The 18,288-nt window shown below is 67.7% G+C and carries 19 protein-coding genes; 16 read left to right on the forward strand and 3 right to left on the reverse strand.

All coding sequences use genetic code 11. The features are described from left to right. The first annotated feature begins 49 nt into the window (after positions 1-49). The 13 genes from ACI7YT_RS06880 to ACI7YT_RS06940 all read left to right on the forward strand — a co-directional run bounded on the left by ACI7YT_RS06880 (position 50) and on the right by ACI7YT_RS06940 (position 11,040). Positions 50-775, forward strand: a complete 726-nt coding sequence (locus ACI7YT_RS06880) for an L-threonylcarbamoyladenylate synthase (RefSeq protein WP_406249736.1) — start codon at positions 50-52, stop codon at positions 773-775. After that, positions 772-1,983: an MraY family glycosyltransferase gene (locus ACI7YT_RS06885; protein WP_406249737.1), complete on the forward strand. Its 1,212-nt coding sequence runs from the start codon at positions 772-774 to the stop codon at positions 1,981-1,983. The genes ACI7YT_RS06880 and ACI7YT_RS06885 overlap by 4 nt, the downstream gene beginning before the upstream one ends. Next, entirely contained in the window at positions 1,980-2,489 is a 510-nt protein-coding gene (locus ACI7YT_RS06890; RefSeq protein ID WP_406249738.1) for a hypothetical protein, read from the forward strand. The genes ACI7YT_RS06885 and ACI7YT_RS06890 overlap by 4 nt, the downstream gene beginning before the upstream one ends. A 179-nt stretch (positions 2,490-2,668) precedes the next feature. Continuing rightward, the gene (atpB, locus tag ACI7YT_RS06895) at positions 2,669-3,409 is read left to right on the forward strand and encodes a F0F1 ATP synthase subunit A (RefSeq protein ID WP_406249740.1); all 741 of its coding nucleotides are present in this window, start codon (positions 2,669-2,671) and stop codon (positions 3,407-3,409) included. 43 nt (positions 3,410-3,452) lie between these two features. Next, the gene (atpE, locus tag ACI7YT_RS06900; protein ID WP_067198640.1) at positions 3,453-3,689 is read left to right on the forward strand and encodes an ATP synthase F0 subunit C; all 237 of its coding nucleotides are present in this window, start codon (positions 3,453-3,455) and stop codon (positions 3,687-3,689) included. Between the two features lie 27 nt (positions 3,690-3,716). Continuing rightward, positions 3,717-4,265, forward strand: coding sequence for a F0F1 ATP synthase subunit B (locus ACI7YT_RS06905; protein ID WP_406249742.1), 549 nt, complete (start codon positions 3,717-3,719; stop codon positions 4,263-4,265). Continuing rightward, on the forward strand, positions 4,265-5,053 hold the full coding sequence (locus ACI7YT_RS06910) for a F0F1 ATP synthase subunit delta (RefSeq protein ID WP_406249744.1): 789 nt from the start codon (positions 4,265-4,267) through the stop codon (positions 5,051-5,053). The genes ACI7YT_RS06905 and ACI7YT_RS06910 overlap by 1 nt, the downstream gene beginning before the upstream one ends. 48 nt (positions 5,054-5,101) lie before the next feature. Further along, positions 5,102-6,742, forward strand: coding sequence for a F0F1 ATP synthase subunit alpha (atpA, locus tag ACI7YT_RS06915; RefSeq protein ID WP_406249745.1), 1,641 nt, complete (start codon positions 5,102-5,104; stop codon positions 6,740-6,742). 18 nt (positions 6,743-6,760) lie between these two features. After that, a complete protein-coding gene (locus ACI7YT_RS06920; RefSeq protein ID WP_406249747.1) occupies positions 6,761-7,660 on the forward strand; it encodes a F0F1 ATP synthase subunit gamma in 900 nt (299 codons plus the stop codon). Positions 7,661-7,684: 24 nt separating this feature from the next. Continuing rightward, a complete protein-coding gene (gene atpD, locus ACI7YT_RS06925; RefSeq protein ID WP_406249748.1) occupies positions 7,685-9,136 on the forward strand; it encodes a F0F1 ATP synthase subunit beta in 1,452 nt (483 codons plus the stop codon). A gap of 2 nt (positions 9,137-9,138) precedes the next feature. Next, positions 9,139-9,399 (forward strand): F0F1 ATP synthase subunit epsilon, encoded by a 261-nt coding sequence (locus ACI7YT_RS06930; RefSeq protein ID WP_264157494.1) that lies wholly within the window; start codon positions 9,139-9,141, stop codon positions 9,397-9,399. 81 nt (positions 9,400-9,480) lie between these two features. Beyond that, positions 9,481-10,236, forward strand: coding sequence for a YaaA family protein (locus ACI7YT_RS06935; protein WP_406249750.1), 756 nt, complete (start codon positions 9,481-9,483; stop codon positions 10,234-10,236). A 105-nt stretch (positions 10,237-10,341) separates the two neighbouring features. Beyond that, entirely contained in the window at positions 10,342-11,040 is a 699-nt protein-coding gene (locus ACI7YT_RS06940; RefSeq protein WP_406249752.1) for a DUF4870 domain-containing protein, read from the forward strand. A 79-nt stretch (positions 11,041-11,119) separates the two neighbouring features. On the opposite strand, the gene ACI7YT_RS06945 is transcribed toward ACI7YT_RS06940, so the two are convergent. Then, entirely contained in the window at positions 11,120-11,713 is a 594-nt protein-coding gene (locus tag ACI7YT_RS06945) for a DUF4282 domain-containing protein (protein ID WP_406249754.1), read from the reverse strand. Between the two features lie 229 nt (positions 11,714-11,942). On the opposite strand from ACI7YT_RS06945, the gene ACI7YT_RS06950 reads away from it, so the two are divergent. Both ACI7YT_RS06950 and ACI7YT_RS06955 read left to right on the forward strand, forming a co-directional pair. Next, positions 11,943-12,719, forward strand: a complete 777-nt coding sequence (locus ACI7YT_RS06950) for a PP2C family protein-serine/threonine phosphatase (RefSeq protein WP_406249755.1) — start codon at positions 11,943-11,945, stop codon at positions 12,717-12,719. Positions 12,720-12,789: 70 nt separating this feature from the next. After that, on the forward strand, positions 12,790-15,567 hold the full coding sequence (locus ACI7YT_RS06955) for an FtsK/SpoIIIE domain-containing protein (RefSeq protein ID WP_406249756.1): 2,778 nt from the start codon (positions 12,790-12,792) through the stop codon (positions 15,565-15,567). A gap of 11 nt (positions 15,568-15,578) precedes the next feature. Here the strand turns inward: ACI7YT_RS06955 and ald are convergent, their stop codons facing one another. Further along, positions 15,579-16,691, reverse strand: a complete 1,113-nt coding sequence (gene ald / locus ACI7YT_RS06960) for an alanine dehydrogenase (protein WP_406249758.1) — start codon at positions 16,689-16,691, stop codon at positions 15,579-15,581. 54 nt (positions 16,692-16,745) lie between these two features. Next, a complete protein-coding gene (locus ACI7YT_RS06965; RefSeq protein ID WP_406249759.1) occupies positions 16,746-17,741 on the reverse strand; it encodes an asparaginase in 996 nt (331 codons plus the stop codon). A 34-nt stretch (positions 17,742-17,775) separates the two neighbouring features. Here ACI7YT_RS06965 and ACI7YT_RS06970 point away from each other — a divergent pair, with 34 nt between their 5' ends. Beyond that, complete coding sequence (locus ACI7YT_RS06970) at positions 17,776-18,258, forward strand: OsmC family protein (protein ID WP_406249760.1); 483 nt, start codon at positions 17,776-17,778, stop codon at positions 18,256-18,258. Positions 18,259-18,288: the final 30 nt, after the last annotated feature.

An 18,288-nucleotide genomic window follows, 5' to 3' on the forward strand; every position in this document is an offset into this window, starting at 1 on the left:
CCGCCGCCCTTTCTTCCTCCCAGACGCGTCCGCGTAGAATCGATCCGTCATGTCCCCCATCTTCGACTGCCGCGATGAGGAGCAACTGCTCGCCGGTATGCGCCGTGCTCGCCAGGCCATCGGTCGCGGCGAACTCATCGTCATCCCCACCGACACCGTCTACGGCGTCGCCGCCGACGCCTTCTCGCCTGCCGCCGTGCAGCGACTGCTCGACGCGAAGGGCCGCGGCCGCGATCAGCCGCCGCCCGTGCTCGTCTCTGGACCGGCGACGCTCAAGGCGCTCGCCGAGAGCGTGCCGGAAGCCGTCGAGCGCCTCGTCGACGCCTTCTGGCCCGGTGGGCTGACCATCGTCCTGCCAGCGCAGCGCTCGCTCACGTGGGACCTCGGCGAGACGCAGGGCACCGTGGCCGTCCGGATGCCGGACAGCAGGGTCGCCCTCGAACTGCTGGAGGAGACCGGCCCGCTGGCCGTCTCCAGCGCGAACCTCACCGGCAAGGATGCGGCGATCGCGGCATCCGATGCGCTGGACATGCTCGGTGACAAGGTCGCGGTATACCTGGACACCGGGCTCAGCCGCGACGGCATCGCCTCGACGATCGTCGATGCGACGTCGCTCGTTGCCCGCGGCGAGGATTCCCCGAAGCCTCTGGTTCGGATCCTGCGGGAGGGAGCCATCACGCGCGAGCAGCTGGAGGACGTCCTCGGCGATCTGCTCGAACCCGCTGAGCAGCCCGGCGACGTCGATCCGGACGTCGCGTCGGATGGCACGGCGTGAAACAGTATCTGTTCACGATCATCCTGACCGCGACCGTCACGTTCGCGCTGTCGTGGGTGGTCTGGCAGTTGAGCCTGAGGTTCAAGCTGTACCCGGGCATCCGCGAACGCGATGTGCACACAACGCCGACGCCGCGACTCGGCGGCGTCGCGATCTTCCTCGGCATCGCCACCGCCATCGGCGTCTCAGCGGCGAACCCGTTCTTCTCCACGCTGTGGATCCCGCCGCAGACCATGTGGTCGGTGCTGTGCGCCGCCCTGCTGATCGCCGTCATCGGCGTGATCGACGACCTGATCGATCTGGACTGGATGATCAAACTCGGCGCGCAGTTCCTCGCCGCCGGGATCATCACGGTCTGGGGCGGGATGCAGATCCTGTCGCTGCCCTTCGGCGAGATGATCCTCTTCTCCAGCTGGGTGAGCATCGCCGTGACGATGTTCGCGATCGTGATCGTGATGAACGCGGTGAACTTCATCGACGGCCTCGACGGCCTCGTCGCCGGTGTCTGCCTCATCGCCAACAGCGTGTTCTTCGCGTACTCGTACATCGTCTCGCGCGATATCGGCGCTACGACGTACTTCAACCTGTCGACGTTCCTGGCCGCCACCCTCATCGGTGCGTGCATCGGATTCCTGCCGTGGAACTGGAGCCCGGCGAAGCTGTTCATGGGGGACTCCGGCGCGCTGGTCATGGGCCTGCTGATGGCGACCTCGACCGTGGTGCTCACCGGCCAGTGGCCGGCATCCGCGCTGGATCCCGAGGAGTTCGGCCGCTCCCAGCTGCTCGGTGCGTTCATCCCGATCCTGCTGCCCATCGTGGTCGTGATGCTCCCGCTCCTGGATTTCGGCCTCGCCGTCTTCCGCCGTATGCGCGCCGGGAAGTCGCCGTTCTCGCCCGATCGCAAGCACCTGCACCACCGGATGCTCGATCTCGGCCACCGCGACCGCGACGCCGTGCTGATCTTCTACGCCTGGACCGCGGTGATCTCGCTCGCCCTGCTGCTCATGTACATCGGCACGCGAGAGGACTGGCCCGGACAGTACTGGATCGGTGCGATCTTCGGTGCCATCGGCGTCGCCGCGTGCCTCGTGGTCACACTCATGCCGTCCCGCCGTGCCGCGCACGCCGATGCTGCCGCCACCGAGCCGTCGACGTCCGCGTCAGCGCCCACCGAAGCATCCACCCCCGAGAACCTGGAGCCCCGATGAGCCCGAGTCCTGTGTCCAGCACCCCGATCCTGCGTCGGACCCTCGTCTGGTCCGCCATCGCGGCCGGCATCCTGGCCGTTCTGGCAGGGGGGATCGGCTACGCTGTGGCCGGGGGAGAGGGCCTCGTCAGCGGTCTGCTCGGAGTACTGCTCGCCGTCATATTCCTGGGGATCACCGGCCTGAGCATCCTGATCGCCAACCGTTGGTACGGCGACCCGCTGTACGTGCAGTTCTTCTTCGCGATCGTGCTCGGCGGGTGGCTGCTCAAACTGGGCCTGTTCGTCGTCATCATGATCGTCCTGGCGGGTCAGCCGTGGATCGTGCCGATGGTGTTCTTCCTGTCGATCGTCGCCGGCGTCGCCATGTCGCTGATCATCGACGTGGTCGTGCTCACCCGGATGCGTCTGCCCAACGTCAGCGACATCTCGCTGCCGACCGTCAATCCCGAGGACGAAGCGCCGTCGACCACTGCGGACGGGGCCGGGCCGAACTTGCCCAAGTCCTGATTCTGATAGTGTTGAGGAGTGCCCGCTCGTGTCCCATGAGCGCTTGCGCCACCGCATCACACCGACCATCGTCGCCCCGGTTCTGAACCGGTGCCCCGAAGCTGGAGCCCGCGCTGTCTAATCTTGCTGCGACCCTGATTCCCCGCCTGGCCGCCGATGGCGAGTTCCACGGCCCGTCGATGGACGATTTCTTCCCGGAGATCTTGTTCAGCGTCATCGGCGTGCCGGTGCACCGCATCCACCTGGTCCAGCTCCTCTCGGTGCTCGCCGTGGTGCTGCTGCTGTGGCTCGGCACGCGACGCATGCGCGTCGTGCCCGGCCGCTTCCAGAGCGTCGTCGAGATGGGCCTCGGATTCGTCCGCAGCGGCATCGCGCACGACCTGCTCGGCCGCAAGGACGGCGACCGGTTCCTGCCGATCCTCACGACGATGTTCTTCATGATCCTGTTCATGAACATCACGGGCATCATCCCGTTCCTGAACATGCCGGGTACCGCGATCATCGCCGTGCCGCTCACGCTCGCGATCATCAGCTACGTGACGTTCATCTACGCAGGCATGAAGAAGAGCCCGCTCGGCTTCTGGAAGAACTCGCTGTTCCCTTCCGGGGTCCCGTGGCCCGTCTACATCATCGTCACGCCGCTGGAGTTCATCTCGACCTTCATCATCCGGCCCGTGACGCTCACGCTCCGACTGATGATGAACCTCGTCGTCGGGCACATGATCCTGGTGCTGTGCTTCTCGGCCACCTGGTTCTTCTTCTTCACTGCCGGCGGCGGATGGTCGCTGCTCGGCATCGGAACCCTCGCCTTCGGCGGCGCGTTCACGATCTTCGAGATCCTGGTCGTCGTCCTGCAGGCCTACGTCTTCACCGTCCTCACCGCGATCTACATCCAGCTCGCGGTGGCAGAAGAGCACTGAGCGGGTCGGCAACTGCCTTCCCACCCAACGAAAGGAAAAACCCGTGGACGCAACTACGGTTCTCGCTGACATCAACGGTCACCTCGCAGCAGTCGGCTACGGCCTCGCAGCGATCGGTCCGGCCATCGGTGTGGGCATCGTCGTCGGCAAGACCATCGAGGGCGTCGCTCGTCAGCCCGAGCTGGCCGGCCGCCTGCAGGTTCTCATGTGGATCGGTATCGCCTTCACCGAGGCGCTTGCATTCGTCGGCATCGCCGTCGGATTCATCCCCTTCCCGTAATCCACACCGACTTCTGAAGGAGACAGGATGCTGAACGCTCTTGTCACAACCCTCGCGGCGGAGGAAGCACCCAATCCGCTGATCCCCGCGTGGTACGACATCATCTGGTCGGCCCTGTGGTTCGTCGTCATCCTCGTCGTCGTCTGGAAGGTCGCCCTTCCGCGCTTCACGAAGATGCTCGATGAGCGCTCCGCAGCCATCGAGGGCAACATCGCGAAGGCGGATGAGGCTCAGAAGCAGGCCGAGGCCGCGCTGGAGGAGTACACCCGCCAGCTCGCCGAAGCACGCACCGAGGCCGGTGAGATCCGTGAGGCCGCCCGCGAGGACGGCAAGAAGATCATCTCCGAGGCCAAGGATGCTGCGACGAGCGAAGCCGCACGCGTGACCGCCGCCGCGCACACGCAGATCGAGGCCGAGCGTCAGACCGCTCTCGTCTCGCTGCGTTCCGAGGTCGGCACGCTCGCTCTCGACCTCGCCGGCGGCGTGGTCGGCGAGACGCTCTCCGACGACGCGCGCGCCACGGCCGTGGTCGATCGCTTCCTTGCCGACCTCGAGGCATCCGAGGCGGCCAAGTAATGGGCAGCGCGACCACTCAGGCTCTGTCGGCGACGACGGCGGCTCTCTCGCAGGCCAAGGGCGTGACCCTCGGTACGGCGGAAGAGCTGTTCGCCGCCGCGCGGCTGGTGGGCGGTTCGTCCCAGCTGAGCGGCGCGCTCGCAGACCCGTCTGCCACGGCCGAATCACGCGAGAAGGTCGTCAGGGCAGTGTTCGCGGGGCTCTCGGCGAGTGCGCAGGACGCTCTCGTCTCGCTCAGCGTGCAGCGCTGGTCGAACGCCTCCGATCTCATCGACGGCATCGAGGAACTCGCCATCCGCGCGGTGGCGATCGCGAAGCCGAAGGATGACATCGAGGGGGAACTGTTCGGCTTCCTCCGGGTCGTCGCCGGCAACCCCGAGCTCGAGCTCGCGCTGGGCAGCCGCCTGGGCGATGCGGACGCCAAGGGTGCGCTGGTCGAAAAGGTCATCAACGGTGCGACCGGTGCTCCGGCCACGCTGATCATCTCGTCGCTGGTGCGTCAGCCGCGTGAGCGACGGGTGCGTCAGCTGCTCAACCGCGCCATCCGCATCGTCGCCGCACAGCGCGGCCTCATCGTCGCCACCGTGCACACGGCGAGGACGCTGAGCGACGCACAGCGGACCCGCCTGATCGACAGCCTGTCCCGTCGCTACGACGGCCAGATCACCCTCACCGAGATCATCGACCCCCATGTGGTCGGAGGCCTGCGCGTGCAGGTCGCCGATGACGTCATCGACGGCAGCATCTCCGCGCGGCTCGCCGATCTTCGACAGAAGCTCGCGGGCTAAACACGACTTCGCGCGGGGAACCGCGCACCCAGATACAAAGGGAAGACAATGGCAGAACTATCGATCAGCCCCGACGTCATCCGTGACGCGCTGAAGGACTTCGCCGCCGCATACGAGCCGAGCGGCGCTGCGGCGACCGAGGTCGGCACCGTCATCGACGCCGCCGACGGCATCGCGCACGTCGAAGGGCTGCCGGGCGTCATGGCGAACGAGCTCGTCACGTTCGGCGACGGAACCAAGGGCCTGGCCCTGAACCTCGACGAGCACGAGATCGGTGTCGTCGTCCTCGGCGAGTTCACCGGCATCGAGGCCGGCCAGGAGGTCACCCGCACGGGTGAGGTCCTCTCGGTCCCCGTCGGCGACGGCTTCCTCGGCCGTGTGGTGGATCCGCTCGGCACTCCGATCGACGGCCTCGGCGCCATCGTCGCCGAGGGTCGCCGCGAGCTCGAACTGCAGGCACCGGGTGTCATGCAGCGCAAGAGCGTGCACGAGCCGCTGCAGACCGGCATCAAGGCCATCGACGCGATGATCCCCGTCGGCCGCGGTCAGCGTCAGCTGATCATCGGCGACCGCCAGACCGGCAAGACGGCGATCGCGATCGACACGATCATCAACCAGAAGGCCAACTGGGAGTCCGGCGACGCCAACAAGCAGGTCCGCTGCATCTACGTCGCCATCGGCCAGAAGGGCTCGACGATCGCCTCCGTCAAGGGTGCGCTCGAGGACGCCGGTGCGATGGAGTACACCACCATCGTCGCCGCCCCTGCCTCCGACCCGGCCGGCTTCAAGTACATCGCTCCCTACACGGGGTCCGCGATCGGCCAGCACTGGATGTACGGCGGCAAGCACGTCCTCATCATCTTCGACGACCTGTCGAAGCAGGCCGAGGCCTACCGTGCCGTCTCCCTCCTGCTGCGCCGCCCGCCGGGCCGCGAGGCATACCCGGGTGACGTCTTCTACCTGCACTCGCGTCTGCTCGAGCGCTGCGCGAAGCTGTCCGACGAGCTCGGTGCCGGCTCGATGACGGGTCTCCCGATCATCGAGACCAAGGCGAACGACGTCTCGGCGTACATCCCGACCAACGTGATCTCCATCACCGACGGCCAGATCTTCCTCCAGTCCGACCTGTTCAACGCCAACCAGCGTCCCGCGGTCGACGTGGGAATCTCGGTCTCGCGAGTCGGCGGTGACGCCCAGGTGAAGTCGATCAAGAAGGTCTCGGGCACGTTGAAGCTGGAGCTTGCCCAGTACCGATCGCTCGAGGCGTTCGCGATGTTCGCATCCGACCTCGACCAGGCATCCCGTCGCCAGCTGTCCCGCGGTGCGCGCCTGACCGAGCTGCTGAAGCAGCCGCAGTACTCGCCATACCCGGTCGAGGACCAGGTCGTCTCGATCTGGGCCGGCACCAACGGCAAGCTCGACACCATCGAGGTCTCCGACGTGCTCCGCTTCGAGCGCGAGCTGCTCGACCACCTGCGTCGTAACACGAAGGTGCTCGACACGCTGCGCGAGACGAACGTGCTGGACGACGACACCGCCGCCGAGCTCGGCAAGGCGACGGATGCGTTCATCCTGGAGTTCCAGGGCGGCAAGGGACAGGCCATCGGCGCCCCGGGTCACGAGGAGCACGCCGCGGCTGAAGCCTCGGACGTCAACCAGGAGAAGATCGTCAAGGGTCGTCGCGCGTAACGCGCGGGGTACGCACTTATGGGCGCTCAACTCAGGGTCTACAAGCAGAAGATCTCTTCTGCTCAGACGACCAAGAAGATCACGAAGGCGATGGAGCTCATCGCGGCTTCGCGCATTCAGAAGGCGATGGCGCGCGTACGCGCGTCCTCTCCCTTCGCGCGAGCCGTGACCCGAGCCGTCTCCGCCGTCGCGACGTACTCGAATGTCGACCACCCGCTCACCCGTGAGCCAGAGACGGTCCACCGCTCCGCGGTCGTGATCTTCTCGTCGGACCGCGGTCTCGCCGGTGCCTTCAACTCGCAGATCCTGCGAGAGGCGCTGGAGCTGGCGGAGCTCATCCGCTCCGAGGGCAGCGAGCCGGTGTTCTACCTGGTCGGCCGCAAGGCCGTCGGCTACTTCCAGTTCCGGCGCATCGCCGCGGCTGCAGAGTGGACGGGCGACACGGACACCCCGCACTTCTCCACCGCAGAGGAGATCTCGGCCACGCTGCTCGAGGCCTTCTCCCGCGGTGGCGTGAACGGGGGAGTGGATGAGATCCACCTCGTCTACAACCGCTTCGTGAGCATGATGACGCAGAGCCCCGAGACGGTGCGTCTGCTTCCGCTCGAGATCACGGAGTCGGACGAGTCGGATGCCACAGGTGCCGTCTACCCGCTCTACGAGTTCGAACCGGATGCCGAGACCGTGCTCGACGCGATCCTGCCGGTGTACATCCAGAGCCGGGTCTTCAACGCCCTGCTGCAGTCGTCGGCCGCCAAGCAGGCCGCGACGCAGAAGGCGATGAAGTCGGCCAGCGACAACGCCGACAAGCTCATCACCGACTACACCCGCCTGCGCAACAACGCACGCCAGGCGGAGATCACGCAGCAGATCGCAGAGATCGTCGGCGGTGCCGACGCGCTCTCGTCGAGCAAATAAGACCCTCAAGAAAGAGACGAAGATATGACCCCCACCGCCACAGCTGAGGCTGCGACCGCGGTCGTCGGGCGCGTCGCACGCGTCACGGGCCCGGTCGTCGACATCGAGTTCCCGCACGACTCGATCCCCGAGATCTACAACGCGCTCAAGACCACGATCACGATCGGCGACGAGTCGACCGAGATCACGCTCGAGGTCGCACAGCACCTCGGTGACGACCTGATCCGCGCCATCGCCCTGAAGCCGACGGACGGCATCGTCCGCGGCCAGGAAGTGCGCGACACCGGCGAGGCCATCTCGGTCCCCGTCGGCGACGTCACCAAGGGCAAGGTCTTCAACGTGATCGGCGAGGTCCTCAACGCCGAGCCGGGCGAGCAGATCGAGATCACCGAGCGCTGGCCGATCCACCGCAAGGCGCCCAACTTCGACCAGCTCGAGTCGAAGACGCAGATGTTCGAGACCGGCATCAAGTCGATCGACCTCCTGACGCCCTACGTGCTGGGTGGAAAGATCGGCCTGTTCGGCGGCGCGGGCGTCGGCAAGACCGTCCTCATCCAGGAGATGATCCAGCGTGTGGCTCAGGACCACGGTGGCGTCTCGGTGTTCGCCGGTGTCGGTGAGCGCACTCGTGAGGGCAACGATCTGATCGCCGAGATGGAAGAGGCGGGCGTCTTCGACAAGACCGCACTCGTCTTCGGCCAGATGGACGAGCCGCCGGGAACGCGTCTGCGCGTCGCCCTGTCTGCGCTGACGATGGCGGAGTACTTCCGCGACGTGCAGAAGCAGGACGTGCTGCTGTTCATCGACAACATCTTCCGCTTCACGCAGGCCGGTTCCGAGGTCTCCACGCTGCTGGGCCGCATGCCCTCGGCCGTGGGCTACCAGCCGAACCTCGCCGACGAGATGGGTGTGCTCCAGGAGCGCATCACGTCGACGCGCGGTCACTCGATCACCTCGCTGCAGGCGATCTACGTTCCGGCCGATGACTACACCGACCCGGCTCCGGCGACGACCTTCGCGCACCTCGACGCGACGACCGAGCTGAGCCGCGAGATCGCGTCGAAGGGTCTGTACCCGGCCATCGACCCCCTGACCTCGACGTCGCGCATCATGGACCCCCGCTACCTGGGCGAGGACCACTACCGCGTCGCGACCACGGTCAAGCAGATCCTCCAGAAGAACAAGGAGCTGCAGGAGATCATCGCGATCCTCGGTGTCGACGAGCTCTCCGAAGAGGACAAGATCGTCGTGTCGCGTGCACGTCGCATCCAGCAGTTCCTCTCGCAGAACACCTACATGGCCAAGAAGTTCACCGGTGTTGAGGGCTCCACGGTCCCGCTCAAGGACACGATCGAGTCCTTCGACGCGATCGCCAAGGGCGAGTTCGACCACGTCGCCGAGCAGGCCTTCTTCAACGTCGGTGGCATCTCCGACGTCGAGGAGCAGTGGGCGAAGATCCAGAAGGAGAACGCCTGATCATGGCCCTGAACGTCAGCCTTGTCTCCGCGGATGCGGAGGTCTGGTCGGGCGAGGCGAGCCTCGTCGTCGCCAAGACCGTCGAGGGGGAGATCGGCATCATGACCGGTCACGAGCCCGTGCTCGCCATCCTCGCGCAGGGCGAGGTGCGCATCACCCGTGAGGACGGGTCCAAGGTGCTCGCCAACGCGCAGGACGGTTTCCTCTCCATGGAGGGCGACACCCTGACGATCGTGGCCGGCAACGCCGCGCTCATCGCCTGATCCGACCGATTCACCACATCGAGGCGCCCGTCTCCGGTTCTCCGGGGCGGGCGCTTCGATGTTTCCGTTCTGGAAGTCCCCATGAAGATCCTGCTCCCGCCGTCCGAGACGAAGCGTCCGGGCGGTGACCTGCCCCCGATGCGCATCGGGTCCCTGTCGCTGCCGTCTCTGGATGCTCGACGCGAGGCGGTCGTCGACGCTCTCGTCGGCCTGGCCGCGGACGAGGACGCGGCCAGGCGCGTGCTGAAGCTGAGCGAGCGTCAGGCAGGGGACGTCCTCCACAACCGTGCCCTGCGGACCGCGCCGACCATGCCTGCGGTGGACCGCTATACCGGCGTCCTCTACGACGCGCTGGATGCGCCCCATCTGGATGCCGCATCCCGCGCGCATCTGCACGATCACGTCCTGATCCATTCGGCACCGTTCGGCCCGATCGCCGCGCTGGATCCGATTCCGATGTACCGTCTGGCTGCGGGGACGTCGCTTCCCGATCTGGCTCCGCTGCGGCGGCACTGGGCGGATGCCGCGACGCAGGCGCTGGCGGAGGAGAACCCGTCGTTCGTGCTCGATCTGCGCAGCGAAGCCTATGTCGCGCTCGGGCCGATCCCGGCATCCGTGCCATCGGCGTACGTCAGGGTGGTCTCGGACGTCGACGGGGCGACCCGCGCGCTCAACCACTTCAACAAGAAGGCCAAGGGCATGTTCGTGCGGGCTTTCGCCGAGGACCGCGTCGCCCCCACGTCCCAGGGCGGACTGATGGACTGGGCGGCTTCTCGAGGAATCCGGCTCCGGGAGACCGTGGATCCGGGCATCTGGGAGATCGTCGCGTCGAGCTGAACGTCCGGGTCATGGTGCGCCGCGCGCTTCGTTGCTTGCCGTGGGGCGGTATGGGAGAGTAGTCGTGCTTCGGCTTCGGATGAAGCCACTCTAGGAAGGACTTCCATGTCGAACGATGCAACCGGATCCACGGATCCGAACAGCGGAGATCAGACCGGAGCCGGCGTCCCGTCGACTCCGCCAACCGCACCGGAGCCGCCGGTGACGCCTCCCGCTGCACCTCCCGCTGCACCGCAGCCGCCGACCGCACCTCCTACCACGCCGCCTTCCGCACCGCCGGCAGCTCCCCAGCCGCAGGCGCCGTCGCAGGGCCAGCCGGGTGCAGCTGGTTATGGCCAGCCGGGACAGCCGGCGCCGGGGTACGCCCAGCCGGGTCAGCCGGGGCCGGGGTACCCGCCCGCAGGCCAGCCGCAGTACGGTCAGCAGCCCGGGTACGGTGCTGCTCCCGGTTACTACGGCGCTGCCGCGCCGCTCCAGCAGAGCAACATCACGGCCAACCTGTGGCTCTCGGTCTTCTTCAGCTGGGTACCGGCACTGATCTTCTTCCTCGTGGAGAAGGACAAGGTCGCGCCGAACTACCAGCGCGCGAATGCCGCCAACCTCAACTACCAGATCATCGTCGTGATCGCCTATGCGGCCGTCGGACTGCTCACGATCGTGACCTTCGGCATCGCGGCGTTCCTGTACGCGCTGCTGCCGATCGCTCAGTTGATCATCGGCATCATCCACGCGATCAACGTGCCGACCCAGCTGCAGTCGGGCCAGGAGGGCAAGTTCTACCTGGCGCCCAACTGGGTGAAGTGATCGAGTCTGCCTGACGCGAAGAAAGGGAGCTCCCGACAGGAATGTCGGGGGCTCCCTTTCTTGATGTGAGGGCGGCGGGTCAGCGCTTCTCGGTGTTGTCCGCCGTGCGCTTCGTGTTCTCCGCCACCACGATCAGCGCGACGACCGCCTCAATCCAGAACCTCAGCACGATGACGGCGACGAATGCGCCGATCGGCGCCCCGATGATCGAGACCAGCAGCAGCATGAATCCGCCGCCGGCGTTGAACTGCATCAGCCCGATGCCGCTGGCGATGCCGCCGAAGAAGTAGATGAGGAACGCGAGAGCGATCACCACGAGCCCGACGGCGTAGAAGATGCCGGCCAGCCTGCGGGAGATGAATCGCTGGAACGAGAAGTCGAACAGGGAACGGAAGAACGAACCGGCACTCGATGAACCCTGGGCGGGCGCGTGCATGGCCGGCCCGTGCGGCCCCGCCGCGCCCGGACCGCCGGGGCCGGAATATGCGCCGGGTGCTCCGGCACCGGGACCTCCCGAACCGGCAACCGCTGGGCCGCCGTGGACCGGAGGCTGCGCGCCGTGGGCCGGTGGCTGCGCTGCGGGCTGTCGCGGTGCGGCGGCGGGCTGGTGCGCGGGTGGCACCGGCGGTGGGGTCTGGTCACCGGTGGGGTTCGACGGCGTGTTGTCGCTCATGCGATCATCCTCCTCGGGGAATGAGGTCTCTGGGGGACCTATTGGCGCCCACCCTAGCGAACGCAGGGGACGTGGTGGTGGACGTCAAGGGTTTCGGCGTATCCCGCATCCGCCGCCGCTGAGACCGGATAGCGTTGACCTATGGCGTGCTCGCACTGTTCCGTGTCCACTACGATGTGTGGGAGTCCTACGGCCACCCGGATCGCCGTCGGAACACCGGAGGAAGCTCGTGGCTGACAGAACAGCGCAGACGCTCGATGTGGACGATCGCTTCTCGCTGACCTGGGCGGGAGCGACCGATCAAGGTCGTCGGCGCGACACGAATCAGGATGCATTCCTGGCGGAGTATCCGCTGTTCGTCGTCGCAGACGGCATGGGCGGCCACGCCGGTGGGGAGATCGCGAGCAAGAGCACGATCGACCGGCTGAAGTCGGTCGTCGAGAGCGGGACGGTCGACGCGGAGTCGATCGAGAGCGCGCTCGCCCTGGCCGTCAAGGACATCGCCTCGCATCCGGAGACGACCGACGAGGGCACCGGAACGACGTTGACGGGCGTGTTCATCGATGTCGCCGCCGATCCGCCGCGCTGGGTGTCGCTGAACATCGGCGACTCCCGCGTGTATCTGCTGCGCGACGAGCAGCTCGTGCAGATCACGACAGACCATTCGGTCGTCCAGGAGCTCATCGCCTCCGGCCGGCTCAGCCCCGAAGAGGCCGAGGGGCATCCCTACAGCAACGTGATCACGCGTGCGGTCGGCGCGAGCGAACTCTTCGCGCCCGATTATCTCGGCATCGAGGTGCACGACGGCGATCGATTCGTCATCTGCTCCGATGGACTGACCAAAGAGCTCACCGACTACGGCATCCAGCACTTCCTGCGTCAGCATCCGGATCCCTCGGGTGCGGTCGATGCGATGCTGGATGCCGCGCTCGAGAACGGCGGCCGTGACAACGTCACACTGATCGTGGTGCAGGTCACCGAGCACTCGCCCTCCACAGAATCCTGATCCGTCGGTTCGAGCGCTGACCCTGTGGACAGAGGGTTCCGCCGCGGTCGGGTGGTGTTCGCTGGGCTGCATGTCGTCCGAACCTCTCTCGCTGCCCGCGGTCGTGCAGCCGCCCCGGCGCCCGCCGATCCCGTTCGTGGCCGCACTGGTCCCGGTGGCCGCCGGCGTCGTGCTGTGGACCGTCACCGGCTCGATCCTGTCGCTGTGCTTCGCGCTGCTCGGCCCGCTGATGATCTTCGGATCGCTGCTGGACGGCATCCGGCAGCGTCGGCGGGAGACGAAGCGGCTGACGGCTGAGGCCGAAGAGGCCTGGACGCGCGTCGAAGGCGAGCTGGTCGAGAGGCAGAGCCAGGAGAGTGCTCGGCTGTGGCAGAGGCATCCGGATGTCGCGCGCTGTCTGAGCGATGAGCCTCTGCATGAGGATCGACCGGTCGAGGCGGGCACAGGCCTGGTCCTCGGACGCGGGGAGTGTGAGAGCGAGATCCGGGTGACCGGTGGTGACGATGAACGGGGACGAGAACTGCGTCGCCGGGCTGCGGTGATCGAGGACGCGCCGGTGGTCGTCCCGCTCGGCCGCGGTGTATGCATCAGAGCTCCCCGTCGCGTCGGCATGGCGATCGCCCGTGCGATGATCGCGCAGTTGTGTCTGCGACACCTGCCATCCCGGCTGGCGCTGGCCGGCCCGCTGCCGGAAGGATGGGGCTTCGCGCACGCGCGCTCGGCGTCCCGCAGTGTCTGGACGGTCGGGGTCGCCGTGGACGGGGTCGTCCCCGCTGCGGACACCGTGATCTGGGTGTGCGCCGTCGAGGACCCTGTTCCCGACGGCATCACGACGGTCATCGACTGCGTGGATCCGAGCGAGGCGACGCTGCGCACGGCCGATGGGACGCGGCGGATCGCCGCGGAGTGCTTGTCCGCTGCGCAACTGGCGGCACTCGCGAAAGTCAGCGCTGATCGTGCCGGCGGAGAAGCAGAGCTGCCCAGTCGTGTCCAGTTGGCGGACCTCGCGTCGACCGCCGACGGCGGCGGGCTCTCGGCGGCCATCGGACGGCGGATCGACCGCGACGTGGTCGTGGACCTGGTCGCGGACGGACCGCACGCGATGGTGACCGGGATGACCGGCGTCGGCAAGAGCGAGCTGCTGGTGACGTGGGTCGCGTCGATCGCGGCAGCGCATGGACCGGAGGACGTGGTGTTCGTGCTGGCGGACTTCAAAGGCGGCACCGCGTTCGATCCGCTGGCCGGGCTGCCGCACGTGACGGCCGTGCTGACCGACCTGGATGAGGATGGTGCGCGACGAGGAGTCGAGAGTCTCACGGCAGAGCTTCGGCGACGCGAGCGCGTGCTCGCCGACGCAGGCGCGAGGGACATCGCGGATCCGGCCGTCAGGATGCCGCGGCTGGTGATCGTCGTCGACGAGTTCGCCGCACTCCTGCAGGAGCATCCGGATCTCGGCGCCGTCTTCACGGACATCGCGGCACGAGGGAGAGCTCTCGGCATGCATCTGATCCTCGGGACGCAACGCGCAGCCGGGGTGATCAGGGACGCACTGGCGGCGAACTGTCCGCTGCGGATCAGTCTGCGCGTCTCGGATCCGGCCGACAGCCGCATGGTCATCGGATCGGACGCGGCGGCTGACCTCGAAGGCGGGGCGCTGTCGCGCGGCATCGCTTTCGTACGACGGCCTCAGGATGCCGTCGCCGATGCCATGCGCGTGGCACTGACCGGAGGGGACGAGCTGACCGCGATCGGCTCGCGCTGGGTGCACGCCGAACGTCCGCTCGGACCGTGGCTTCCCGCCCTGCCGACCGAGCTCGCGCTCGAAGAGGTCACGGCGTCCTCGGATGGCGAGGTGCTCATCGGTCTCGCCGACGAGCCGCAGCGCCAGCGTCAGCCGGCCATCACGTTGCGGGTGGGTCGCGAACGCGGACTCGGTGTGATCGGCGGCCCGGCGTCCGGCAAGACCGCGCTGCTGCGCACGCTGCGCGTGCAGGACACCGGTGCTTTCACGATCCCCTCCGATCCGGAGAGCGCCTGGGACGCCTTGGCGCTGCTGGAAAGCGGACAGGAGGGGGCGGGTCTCATCCTCTGCGACGACGTGGACCGACTGCTCGCGGCGTATCCGACCGACTATTCGCTCGCGTTCGCCGATCGCCTCGAGCAGTTCATACGGTCGGCGGAGAACCGATGCATCGTCCTCACGGCCGGTCGGGCGACAGGCGCCGCATCGCGCGTGCTCGAGGCGCTCCCCGAGCGGATGCTGCTGCGACTGCCGACCAGGAGCGAGCACCTCGCGGCGGGTGGTGAGACGGCATCGTTCCTGCGTGACCGCCCGCCTGGGCGAGGGCGCCTCGACTCGCGCGAAGTTCAGATCGCCTGGGTGCCGCAGGCGGAGGAGAGCGATGCTGTCGATCGATGGGACGTCGGGGAGCCGTGGCAGCCGCACCGCCGCATGGTCGGAGTGATCGGCAACGGCTCAGCGCGGCTCCTGGACGGACTTCGCGCGGCGTTCCCGGATTGGGATGTCGTACCGGCCGGCCCGAGCGCAGGGCCCGAGTCGACCGGCGACGTTCTCACCATGGGGCCTGTCGCGAACGGCGGCACGATGCGCGGCAGCATCATCGTCGGTGACGGTGAGATGTGGCAGCGCGACTGGACCCGCTGGCAGCGCGTCCGCGCGGAGGGCGAGGTGCTCGTGCTCGCGGAGTGCGCGGCGCAGCTGCGCACCATGGTCGGCATGCGCGATCTGCCGCCGTACGCGCGGCCGCATCGAGCGCGCGCGTGGCGCGTGCTCGACGGCCAGCCACCGACTCGCGTGGTGCTGCCACGCGAGACGCAGACCGGCTGAGCCCGGTCCGGTCAGAGCACCTCGCCGATGGGCGTCAGAGGCAGCTCATGGGCGGCGCCGACTCCGGGATTGACGACCGACCCGCCGGTGATGTTCAACCCGGAGGCCAGCGCTGCATCCTTCCCCATCGCCGTGCGCCATCCGTTCGCCGCGATCGCGCGCGCGTAGGGAAGGGTGGCATTCGTCAGAGCCGAGGTCGACGTGTTCGGGACCGCGCCTGGCATGTTCGCGACGCAGTAGAACACCGTGTCGTGCACGGCGAACGTGGGGTCGTCGTGCGTGGTCGGACGCGTGTTCTCGAAGCATCCGCCCTGGTCGACGGCGATGTCCACGAGCACGCTGCCCGGTCGCATCTGCTCGACCATCGCGTTCGTCACGAGTTTGGGGGCTCGCGCGCCGGGGATCAGCACGGAGCCGATGACGAGGTCGGAATCGACGACGGCACGGCTGAGGTCCAGCGGGTTCGACGCCGCCGTCTTCACGCGACCGGCGAAGTGATCGTCCAGCATCCGCAGCCGTGGGATGTTGGTGTCGAAGATCGTGACGTCCGCGCCCATGCCGCTCGCGATCACCGCCGCGTTCGCACCGGCCACGCCGCCGCCGATCACGGTCACGCGGGCCGGTCGCGTGCCGGGGACACCGGACATCAGCAGGCCGAGGCCGCCCTGCGAGCGCATCAGGGTATGGGCGCCGACGAGCGGAGCGAGTCGTCCTGCGACCTCGCTCATCGGGGCGAGAAGGGGAAGACCTCCGCCGGCGAGCTGCACGGTCTCGTAGGCGATGGCCGTCATGCCCGACGCGGCGAGCCGGTCGGTCAGCGATCGGTCGGCGGCGAGGTGCAGATAGGTGAACAGCGTGAGGTCGTCGCGGAAGTACCCGTACTCGCTCGCGACGGGCTCCTTGACCTTCATCAGGAGTTCGGCGCGCGCCCAGACCTCGGCAGGGTCCTCGACGAGAACGGCCCCGGCCTCGCGGTACTCGGCATCCGGCATGGATGAGCCGGCACCGGCCCCGGACTGCACGATCACCTCGTGCCCCGACTGCACGAGATCGTGCACGCCGGCCGGCGTCAGGGCGACGCGGTACTCGTTGTTCTTCACCTCGGTGGGGACGCTGATCCTCATCGTGGCTCCTTTCCTCCCCTCCTCATCGAGGGGTTCACCGCCCCGGGTGGGGGCTCAGATGGCGATGCCGGGGCGGATCACTCCGACATCGCTCCCGCCGCCGGTGATGGCGAGGGGAAGTGCTTCGGCCAGGGACTGGACGTCCGCGTCCGCGAGAGCGCCGGCGCGGGCGAGAAGCGTCGCCGCGACGATCGTGGACGCGCGGGGGGAGCCGTCGAGCATCTTCAGCGCCACCGTGGCGCCGTTCGGCGCGACCATGACCATCACGCCCTCCGCGCCGCCCTTGGCGAACACGCCGAGCTTCTCGATGGCGATCGTGTCGGGTTTGCCCGGGCCCTCGATGGTCCACGGGTTCTCGCGGACCGCGCGCACGAGTGTTCCTGCCACGCGGTGCAGGGCGAACGGGGAACGCTCGGATGCCGAGCCGATGCGATGGATCGCGCGAGCGAGTCCGGTCAGCGTCATGGCGTAGACGGGGGCGCCGCAGCCGTCGATCGCGGTGTGCGCGATCTTCTCGCCGGTCAGACGCTCGACCACCTCGCGGATGTGCGCCTGCAGCGGGTGCGTCGGGTCGAGATATCCCTGTGTCGGCCAGCCCGTCGCCACGCACGCGCGCAGCATCGCCGCATGCTTGCCGGAACAGTTCATCCGGATCCGGCTGGGGGAGCCGTGATCGCGGACGAGGTCGTCGCGCGCGCCGCTGTCGCTGGGCCAGGCGGGCGGGCACGCGAGATCGTCCTCGTTCAGTCCACCCGCCACGAGCATCTCGCGCACGGTCTCGACATGACGGTCCGTACCCACGTGGCTCGCAGTGGACAGCGCCAGCTGCTCGCCCTCGAGCGGGGCGCCGGCCGTGATGCAGGCCACGGCCTGCAGAGGCTTGAGGCTGGAGCGCGGGAGGATCAGGGCATCCGCGTTGCCGTGACGGGCGATGACTTCACCCTCCGGCGAGAGGACGACCGCCGCCCCGACATGGCGGGATTCGACGAAGCCGCTCCGTTCGACGACAGCGAGTTCGACGGCATCCGCAGCAGTGAGAGTCTCCAGCACCTCACAAGCCTAACGCGGGTGCCAGACTGGGGACATGAGCCTGGGCGAACACCACTACGAACTGACCTCGACCTGGACCGGAAACCGTGGCACCGGAACGAGCGGGTACCGCGAGTACGCCCGCGACGTGACGATCCAGATCGACGGGAAGCCCGAGCTGCTCGCATCGTCGGACAAGCCGTTCCGCGGCGATCCGGCACGCTGGAACCCCGAGGATCTGCTGCTCGCGTCGCTGTCGGAGTGCCATCTGCTGTCCTACCTGCACGCGTGCGTCACGGCAGGCGTCGTCGTCGTGTCCTACCGCGATCGTGCGACAGGGGTGATGCGCGAGGACGGCAAGGGCGGCGGCGCGTTCACTGAGGTCGTCCTGCATCCCGAGGTGGTGGTGGCGGATGCTTCGATGATCGCCGCTGCCGAACTGGCGCACGCGAAGGCCAACGCCTGGTGCTTCATCGCGAACTCGGTGAACTTCCCGGTGCACCATGAGGCGACGGTGTCCGCGGCATCCGAGGCCTGAGGCCGTCGGAGGGCTACCGGAGAACCGGTA

This window comes from Microbacterium sp. M, assembly GCF_045181065.1.
GTDB lineage: Bacteria > Actinomycetota > Actinomycetes > Actinomycetales > Microbacteriaceae > Microbacterium.